We start from the raw sequence: 8,042 nt of genomic DNA, 5'->3' as shown, positions 1-8,042 counted from the left end.
TAGGCACGCCGCCAGCGTTCGTCCTGAGCCAGGATCAAACTCTCCAATAAAGTTTGTTACTGGTTCAAAGCTGGCAAATCATTTAATGATAGACTCATTAACGCTTTCGCTGTTCAGTTTTCAAAGAACATTTTTACAAGCACTTCAAAAGTGCCAGAATCACAATATACCACGTATGATCTATCAAAGTCAACAGGTAATTTGGGTTCTTTTTGTTTCGCCCCTTTTGAAAGGCGGATAACAAATATAACACGAATATTTGACTTAATCAAATGAAATACTTGGAAAAAGTTTTGAACCTTCATTAATTCAAATTTGGGATCAGTCTAAGATGAAAGGAATTTGTCTTTAACAGCGCTCGCGGGCATGCTTTGAACTAGCATAAGCTTTTAGCTATGTTCGCAATCTCTTGAATGACAGAACGAACCTCACTACTGTCCTTGATTACAAACAAATGGTTTGCCTCTCCTTCTATTGGTGCCAACACATCGCCGTTATGAGAATCAGCTTGTTGGCGTTCAAGCACTTCTTCAAAATTAGAAGCAGTCCTGAAGATATTTGTACTTCGCCGGCTATTGGCAATTCGAATTTGAAGAATATGATCGGGGATATCAAAAGTCACAACAATGCTGACAAATCCTTTTTGATGAAAACGTTCAAGCAAATCCAAGCGGCCTTTGCGAGAACGATAAGAATTGCATAAAATAAGGTGAAAATTTGTTTCATTCACAGCATAATCAACAATTGTTTGAGAGATTGCGTTCTTGAATATATTCGCCCCTTGCTTAGGTAGCATAGTTTTATAATATGTATTGATGAACTCAGCATGGTCATCTCGGTCAATCACGACTGAGTTGTGTAAGTGCTGTTCTAATTCTTTAGCAAATGTGGTTTTTCCGCTATGGGTTTTACCTACAGTTATGACAACTAACCTAAAGGAATTCTGAATAAAGTTTGCGGAAAACTGTTTCAATTTCCTATGTATGTAGTACAGGAAATCATAGTATAGATGTTGAACTATAATTTGTGCAATGACCTTTAGAGAAGCCACCCTCATAGGCCTGGAGCCGATTAATGAATATACCTGGATGAAGGTACCCCCTTCGGGGAGATTGTTAAGGGAGGCCGCGATGAACGAGACCGCATTTGACGAATCATTATTTGCAAGCTTGAAGCCGGGCTTAACCTCGTTCTGTTACCGAATGCTAGGCTCCATGGACGATGCGGATGATGCCGTTCAGGAGACGAGTATTCGGGTCTGGCAGAGCTGGAGCACGTTCAGACAGGATTCCTCGTTCAAAACTTGGGTCTATCGGATTGCCACCAACCTGTGCTTGGACAAGCTGAGACATTCCAAACGCCGCGCGCTTCCCGTTGACCTGTTCGACCCGGCCGTCGCCATCGTCGAGCCGCGCGACACGCTGCCGGACTCTGCCTGGATCTGGCCGTCTCCCGACTTTGGGGGCAATCCGGAGGATCGGCTCGTCCGCAGAGATACCCTTCAACTGTGCTTCATCGCTCTCCTGCAGACCTTGCCTCCGCGGCAGCGCGCGGTACTCATTTTAAAGGATGTATTTGAATGGTCCTCCAAGCAGATCGCGAAAACGTTGGCGATGTCGCCGGCAGCGGTGAACAGCGCCTTGCAAAGAGCCCGAGAGACGATGGACCGGGCGCAGCTTCGCTCGGATGAGCTCAGCAGCATGGACGTTCAACCGGAGCAGCAGCTGCTGTCCAGGTATGTGGAGGCCTTCGAGCAATTCGATATTGCTGCACTCGTCGCGTTGTTCCACGAGGAAGGCTGCATGTCGATGCCGCCCTTCGAGATGTGGATCCGCGGCAAGGAAGATTTGTCCGCCTTCTATTCGCTTACTCGCTGGCATTGCGAAGGTTCGCGATTTGTGCCCATTACGGTGAATGGCGGTTATCCGGCGTTGGCCCAGTATATGCCGGGTAAAGAGGGATCTGGCCTGGTACCCTGGGGCATCCACGTCATCGAAACCAAAGAAAATCAAATCCTGCACGTTCAAAACTTCATTCATACGCCATTATTTTCGCGATTTGGACTGCCAGAGCGAATTGACCAATGAATTTCGTCATTGGCTTACGTCTATATCAATGATAACCAAACGACGAATATCATGAGAGAGGTGTATATTTAAAATGGAAAAGAGTCACACGACGAAAGTAACCGTGCAAGCAGTCATTCAAGCCCCTGTCGAGAAGGTATGGCGCTATTGGACCGAGCCGGATCACATCACGAAGTGGAATCAAGCGTCCGAGGACTGGCATGCGCCGAGAGCCGAAAACGATCTGCGGGTCGGCGGCAAGTTTCTGACACGGATGGAAGCGAAGGATGGCAGCATGGGCTTTGATTTTGGCGGCGTCTACGATGTCGTGAATCGGCATGAGGCGATCGGCTACACCATGGAAGACGGAAGAAGAGTGGATATTGCTTTCGTCGATCAAGGGAATGAGACGAAGGTCATTGAAACGTTCGACGCGGAAAGCTCCAATCCCGTCGAGTTCCAGCAAGCAGGCTGGCAAGCGATCATGGACAATTTCAAAGCCTATACCGAACAAAACTAATCATCGCGAAGAAGACGCCGGGGAAGATGCCCGGCGTCTTTCTTTTTGAACCCTAGTACGAGTGTGCTCTCCGAATAGCCTTAACCTTGTGCCGCATCCATGTTCATGTAGTTAATGGCCCACAGATGGCCGTCCAAGTCCACGAAGCCCCAATGATACATGAACCCATGATCTTCAGGTTCAGCGTGCAATTTCCCGCCCAAGGAGACCGCGGTATTCACGATTTCATCGACCTTTTCCCGGCTCTCGAAGGCCAATGCGATCGTCATCTGCGCATACTTGCTCGTATCGACGGATTCCTTCTCCGTGAGCGTATTAAAGAATGCTTGATTGATCAGCATGACCTGCAGGTTGTCGCCGATCACAATGGCTACCGAATTCTCGTTATCGGGGAATTGCGGGTTGAGCTCGAATCCGAGTCCGGTGAAGAACGCTTTCGATTGTTCTACGTTTTTTACAGGCAGGTTGAAGCTCGTGAATGCGGACGTTAATGCCATTTTCAAAACACCTCTTCGTCAAATTAGTTTGTATTCATTTATGCCTTTGTTTATATAGACGACAGCCGATCCGGGAATTCATCGGTCACATGGATTCGGAAGCATAAATTTTGAAAAATAATTGGTATTGAGTTCGGATACCCGCCATTCCCGTAAGGTTGCTTATTCTTATTGTGGAGGGATAAAAATTGAACCTCTCTAAAAAGGAATTCGTCTGAATATATGACAATTTAAGGGTGGGTGTCGGGTGACCCCTATACTTTACTTTTCAAAACAGGCTTTAAGCAGGAAGCGGCGGAGGCGCTGGCTGCAAAACTCGTCCAGCTGTTTAACGAAAAAGGCGAAGCGAATTCCAAGCCGTTGAAGACTGAGGAAGTTATCGAGACTATGGACATCAAAGGCAGAACGCATCTGCCATTCCAACAACGACGGATCAAATCGGAACTGTCAAAAGAAGAGATCGCCTATCTTAGCGAGCACCGCGACGAGTATCTTTTTCCCTGAGACATCGCCAAAAAGCTGGCATTTTTCTTCTGAGACAAATGCTCCATAAAAAGGAAGAACGATTGCTCCTAAGAAGTCATTTCCTTTTGTATCCCAATAGAAACTGTTTGTTTTATAAATAGATTTCTTATCCATGCCGGCCCTCCCCAAATATTGTTCGATAGCTTGATCACTAATAACCATATTTTAACCTGTGCACTTCAAGATAACTGCCCTTCGGCTTAACGAAATAAGCTGCCTTTACAAGGCAGCTGCTGTGTTGAGCTTTTATTCATCTAACGATCTAATTAAATTTAAGAAGTTGGGCAAGTATCCTCTTCCTGCTATTAAACTGACCACCAATACTATTCAGCTATCTTTTCGCATCCTGTGACAACAAATCCTAAATCATAATTGTGTCTGAATGTGATACAATAATTTTCTGCTTTCTTATCTATATTATTGTCAATCACTCTATGAACACTTACCAATACATCAATTTCATAAAAGCCACCATTCATCTTTCTAAAGTCAGTTACCTTGAATGGGTCTAAACTATACAGGTGTGCATTGCCTGGTTTTAAGAATTGTTTTTCTTGGAGAGCAAATAACGCCCTTCGTTGTAATTCGGTTGTTAACATACGCTCCAATTTTTCCTCGCGTGTTGTTGGCTCATCCCACATTTCAACCCATTCAATCGAATCCTTACCTTTAATTAGTTCAAAATTTGAAGGTTTATTTTCCTGCTGAAGTACAGCCATTGTTGATTGAGCAGATGAAAAGATAATTCCAATGGGAAGAAGTAGAACCAACATGCATCTTTTTCTCATACGATCACCCTTACTTATTTTTCCTCCATATGGTAAGGGTTATGTTGAAAAAATCTTCCTTTAAACTATCACTTTGCCTATATTCGTAAACAGGTCTGCGAAATAATTGCCTCGTTCCGTATTGGTTTACCTTCACCAGTGATTCCCACGAAATCATAAACCCACCTCCTAAGTAGGCTATCTTGGAATCTCGATGTCTCCCTTATTTAATATCATCAAATATTCCAAGCCAATTTCACCATTTGAATACGAAGCTCCATTTACAGAGTTCTCTGGAAAAATTCCCTTATCCTTCTGATCATATGGAATCCACCCAAAATACATATCTCGTTCGGGGGATTGTTTTGCTGATTCTACTTTTATGTATGCATTCATGAACTTTACCCAATCGTCGGGCAGTTCCATCAATCCATAAGATTTCTCTTGAAGAGAGACTCTCTTCTCCATTTGTACTCTTGGATTGTAATGTTCTATCCCTTGTGTGATGTGATATCCTCTGTCTCTAATTAAATAAAAATGAATAGAACGTAATTGATCTCTTGGGTCAATATTCCATACGAAATAAAACGATGAAGGATCGCTTTTATTAAGCTTCCATAGCATTGGTTTCCCCTTTGTATCAATCGAGACAACTTTCCATTTATGATTTTTCCATACCCAATAGCTAAGACCATAGTCATCCCCTTTGGAAATAAAAGGAGCTAATACATGGCGCTCGTCAATAGGAATCGTGTCTTGAATGATACTTGCGGTCGCCTCTGGATAGACTCTATTCATCTCTGCAACCAATTGTTCATTGGTTGGAAAAGAGGTAGGCTTCGAAAAATAGAACCAGTATACAATGATAGATAGCAATATAATAAAAATACAAAGAGACCATAGCTTTAGCTTTTTCTTCATCACTTTTATTCTCCCTCCTCTATTAGAGAATCTTTGGAGCGAAAATAAAGTTGCTTTTTCGGTGTTGATAATAAAATTCCTTTTCCATCGTCTTCAATAAAAATCAATGTCTGAAGACCACTACCCCATTTTGATGATGTTCCAATGACTTGATATGGAAAACGTTCGTTCCTTTTATTCGAATCAATATCAATATAGGTCTCTCTGTACCACTGTTGACTATAGATGGCTTCCTGCCTCATTGTATCGAGTTGATTTTGAAGGCTATCTATATTTAGTGATCTGTCCTTAGCTGATGGGTGAGTGTTTATAATGGAAGCATTCTCAACCTTTGAGATATAGACTGATAGTTCGTCTTTGGGGTATATCACTTGATGGATTGGTATTGTTATTAAGGTGGATGCAAAGAAAATAAAATTCGCCCCAAAGCCTAACCAAGCGAAGGATCGACAAGTCTGCCACCTCTCATCTTTGCCTTTAAAAACAAAATACAAGATCCACACACCAAGAGGTAAAATTGGCAACTTTAATATGATATCAAACATACCCAAATCAATCGAAAAGGAAAAAAGACCGACAAGTATTATTAGTGGAATCTTCCATACTTTCGGTTTTACAATTTGTTTTTGATAAATCCTATAGGCAAAAAAAGCAATAAGAAGCCACCCTAAAATTACAGTTATTATTTCTATAATGCTGTAATTTCCATTTATCCCCACACCATACCTCCTCTCTCACTTCGTAATCATTTCAAATAGAACTGCCGAATACAGCCCAGCTAATCGCACAACCAATCCCGTTAGAAAACACTAAACCTCAGAGTTTTCTTTATTTTACCATTAATTACATTTTTATTCCAAAGCTATTGGTGGAACAACGAAAAAAGGATAGCCCCTGTTTGTTTCGCAAATTATTCTGCATAGAAATTACCACAGCTTAAAAAATAAGTGTGGAGGTGCTTTATGCAGAAAATAATGTGGCTCTTTGTAGCTTTACTCATTGCTTTTGTACCTGCAGCTAACGCTAATCAAGACGACGATGTCGAACCGTTTACATGGGATGGAAAGTTTCTTGAAGTACTAAAAAAAGTAGATATACCTGTATATATTCCTTCTCATGTAGCTTCATCTAAATTTTCTCGACAGCTGGGGCCTTTATTCGTGAGCAAATTAGAAGCAAGTAAAGACCGTTATTTGTTCCAAATTTCACGACAAAAAGTTCCTGATGGACAAGCAAGAACTCTCACTTTCGATGTAATGACGATGTCAGCAGGAACCCTACCTCATTATCGAAAAAAGCCTTTCTCCACATTCGAAGTATTTGAAATACAGGAAGGAACCATCAAGTTCAACGGGGTTGATGTGGATTACTTCGCGAATAAGAGAGCATTTATTTGGAAAGACAACGGCTGGGAGTATCTAGTATGGGCGAAGAATACCAACAATGCTTTTCATATGATAAAGCGTGTTATGGCAACCTTACCAAAGGGTACTAATCCTGTTAATGATGCGACAAAAGGACAAATAACAGTTATTGAAACAAATGAGGGAGTCAGTTCGGATGCTGGCTGGTCTTATGATAACGGAAAAACATGGTACATTATGACTGGACGAACAACACCAGAGCAATTAACAAAAATAGTAAAGTCTATGGTGAAAGTGGATAAAAGATAGTATAAAATCGTTTTTGCGTTGCTAAACTGCTGCCATCGTAAAAGCAGTCCAGGACACGATAATATAGTCCTAGACTGCCTCTGTTGAACTGAATCTCCCAAACTGGGCCATTCCTTTCTCAAATATGATGCTCAGTTTTTCTTTTCTGCAAGGACCGACTGAATAGCTTCCTTTATCTCTTGATAGCTTGTGCATCGGCATATGTTGGATTGAAGCCAATTTTCGATTTCGACATCAGTAGCTTCCGGATATGCTTCTACCAATGCATGGCAATTCATAATGAAACCAGGCGTGCAATAGCCGCATTGAAAAGCCCACTTTTCGCTGAAGGCTTGTTGAATTGAGGCATTTTGCAGACCTTCGATGGTGGAAATTTGCCTTCCTTCACATTCTACTGCCAGCCACAAGCATGATTTTTGCGGAATCTGATCCACAATCACGGTACATGCTCCACAATCCCCATTTTCACATCCCGGTTTGGCTCCAGTCAGCCCCATATGTTCTCGAAGCACAGTCAGCAAAGTGTCTGAGCAGCGACAGAATGTTGTCTTTCTTTCACCATTGATAATAAGTCCCACCGCAGTAGTATTTCGGTTCTTTGCCCGCTGCCTCCCATTGGCGGAAGATGGAGATCGCTTCCTGGATTGATTCAGGCTTCATATAGTCAAAGTCAAACGGAATCATGGTGATTGCCCTCTCTCCTTTTTGCTTCCCAGATCGATTCGGGAGTCAAGGGAAGCTTGTTGAGTGGCACTTGTGCGGCAAGCGACATTTTCCTACCGATTTCATCTAAGCTCCACCCCCTCTATTACCATATCAATTACTATTTTTAACTCAAATATTGGCATCCTATATTTTTGTGGAGTCGAATGCTCATGCGGATGGCGTCGCCACCAATACTCTTATGGGCAAAGCTGGACCTTAGAATAAAAAAAACAGCCTATTGTGAAGTGACCCCATAAAGTTGGACACGTATTTTATTTAAGCAATCTGAAGGGTTTGAGTTCGGTATTGTACTGGACTCAAGCCTTTTAATTTTGTCTTGATTCGCTTGCAGTTATAGTAGTCGATAT

13 protein-coding genes and 1 pseudogene are annotated in these 8,042 nt (G+C 42.3%); 5 read left to right on the top strand and 9 right to left on the bottom strand.

The annotated features are described in order from the left end of the window. Positions 1-241 (top strand): hypothetical protein (locus tag C3B52_RS37675; protein WP_235615964.1); only part of this gene is annotated, 241 nt, incomplete at its 5' end. A 135-nt stretch (positions 242-376) separates the two neighbouring features. Here the strand turns inward: C3B52_RS37675 and C3B52_RS34800 are convergent. Continuing rightward, the gene (locus C3B52_RS34800) at positions 377-973 is read right to left on the bottom strand and encodes an AAA family ATPase (protein ID WP_235615963.1); all 597 of its coding nucleotides are present in this window, start codon (positions 971-973) and stop codon (positions 377-379) included. A 157-nt stretch (positions 974-1,130) separates the two neighbouring features. On the opposite strand from C3B52_RS34800, the gene C3B52_RS34795 reads away from it, so the two are divergent. Beyond that, on the top strand, positions 1,131-2,087 hold the full coding sequence (locus tag C3B52_RS34795; RefSeq protein ID WP_103110909.1) for a sigma-70 family RNA polymerase sigma factor: 957 nt from the start codon (positions 1,131-1,133) through the stop codon (positions 2,085-2,087). 73 nt (positions 2,088-2,160) lie between these two features. Next, positions 2,161-2,586: an SRPBCC family protein gene (locus C3B52_RS34790; RefSeq protein ID WP_103110908.1), complete on the top strand. Its 426-nt coding sequence runs from the start codon at positions 2,161-2,163 to the stop codon at positions 2,584-2,586. 80 nt (positions 2,587-2,666) lie between these two features. On the opposite strand, the gene C3B52_RS34785 is transcribed toward C3B52_RS34790, so the two are convergent. After that, complete coding sequence (locus C3B52_RS34785) at positions 2,667-3,083, bottom strand: VOC family protein (RefSeq protein ID WP_103110907.1); 417 nt, start codon at positions 3,081-3,083, stop codon at positions 2,667-2,669. A 240-nt stretch (positions 3,084-3,323) separates the two neighbouring features. Between C3B52_RS34785 and C3B52_RS37080 the strand changes: the two genes are divergently transcribed. Next, positions 3,324-3,587 (top strand): hypothetical protein, encoded by a 264-nt coding sequence (locus tag C3B52_RS37080; protein ID WP_164685073.1) that lies wholly within the window; start codon positions 3,324-3,326, stop codon positions 3,585-3,587. Here the strand turns inward: C3B52_RS37080 and C3B52_RS37670 are convergent. The 4 genes and pseudogenes from C3B52_RS37670 to C3B52_RS34765 all read right to left on the bottom strand — a co-directional run. Next, positions 3,570-3,722: pseudogene (locus tag C3B52_RS37670) on the bottom strand (class I SAM-dependent methyltransferase); the annotation flags it as partial. The gene C3B52_RS37080 and the pseudogene C3B52_RS37670 sit on opposite strands and share 18 nt — an antisense overlap. A gap of 209 nt (positions 3,723-3,931) precedes the next feature. Continuing rightward, on the bottom strand, positions 3,932-4,381 hold the full coding sequence (locus C3B52_RS34775) for a hypothetical protein (RefSeq protein ID WP_235615962.1): 450 nt from the start codon (positions 4,379-4,381) through the stop codon (positions 3,932-3,934). A gap of 192 nt (positions 4,382-4,573) precedes the next feature. Further along, complete coding sequence (locus C3B52_RS34770; RefSeq protein WP_164685072.1) at positions 4,574-5,296, bottom strand: hypothetical protein; 723 nt, start codon at positions 5,294-5,296, stop codon at positions 4,574-4,576. A 5-nt stretch (positions 5,297-5,301) separates the two neighbouring features. After that, a complete protein-coding gene (locus C3B52_RS34765; protein WP_235615961.1) occupies positions 5,302-6,015 on the bottom strand; it encodes a hypothetical protein in 714 nt (237 codons plus the stop codon). Between the two features lie 243 nt (positions 6,016-6,258). Between C3B52_RS34765 and C3B52_RS34760 the strand changes: the two genes are divergently transcribed. Then, positions 6,259-6,969 (top strand): hypothetical protein, encoded by a 711-nt coding sequence (locus tag C3B52_RS34760; RefSeq protein ID WP_103110904.1) that lies wholly within the window; start codon positions 6,259-6,261, stop codon positions 6,967-6,969. A gap of 131 nt (positions 6,970-7,100) precedes the next feature. Here the strand turns inward: C3B52_RS34760 and C3B52_RS34755 are convergent, their stop codons facing one another. From C3B52_RS34755 to C3B52_RS34750, 3 genes are all read right to left on the bottom strand, one after another. Beyond that, complete coding sequence (locus C3B52_RS34755; protein ID WP_123058878.1) at positions 7,101-7,547, bottom strand: (2Fe-2S)-binding protein; 447 nt, start codon at positions 7,545-7,547, stop codon at positions 7,101-7,103. Beyond that, positions 7,525-7,653, bottom strand: a complete 129-nt coding sequence (locus C3B52_RS37985; protein ID WP_268811928.1) for a hypothetical protein — start codon at positions 7,651-7,653, stop codon at positions 7,525-7,527. Before C3B52_RS37985 ends, C3B52_RS34755 begins: the two co-directional genes overlap by 23 nt. A gap of 297 nt (positions 7,654-7,950) precedes the next feature. After that, positions 7,951-8,042, bottom strand: a 92-nt coding sequence (locus tag C3B52_RS34750) for an IS3 family transposase (protein WP_164684983.1), incomplete at its 5' end; no start/stop codon positions are given.

Origin of the sequence: Brevibacillus reuszeri (assembly GCF_002897295.1) — a bacterium.
In the GTDB taxonomy this organism is placed as follows: Bacteria; Bacillota; Bacilli; order Brevibacillales; family Brevibacillaceae; genus Brevibacillus; species Brevibacillus reuszeri_A.
The sequence above is the reverse complement of the archived record's forward strand: the minus strand, read 5'-3'. Positions and strand labels throughout refer to the sequence as shown.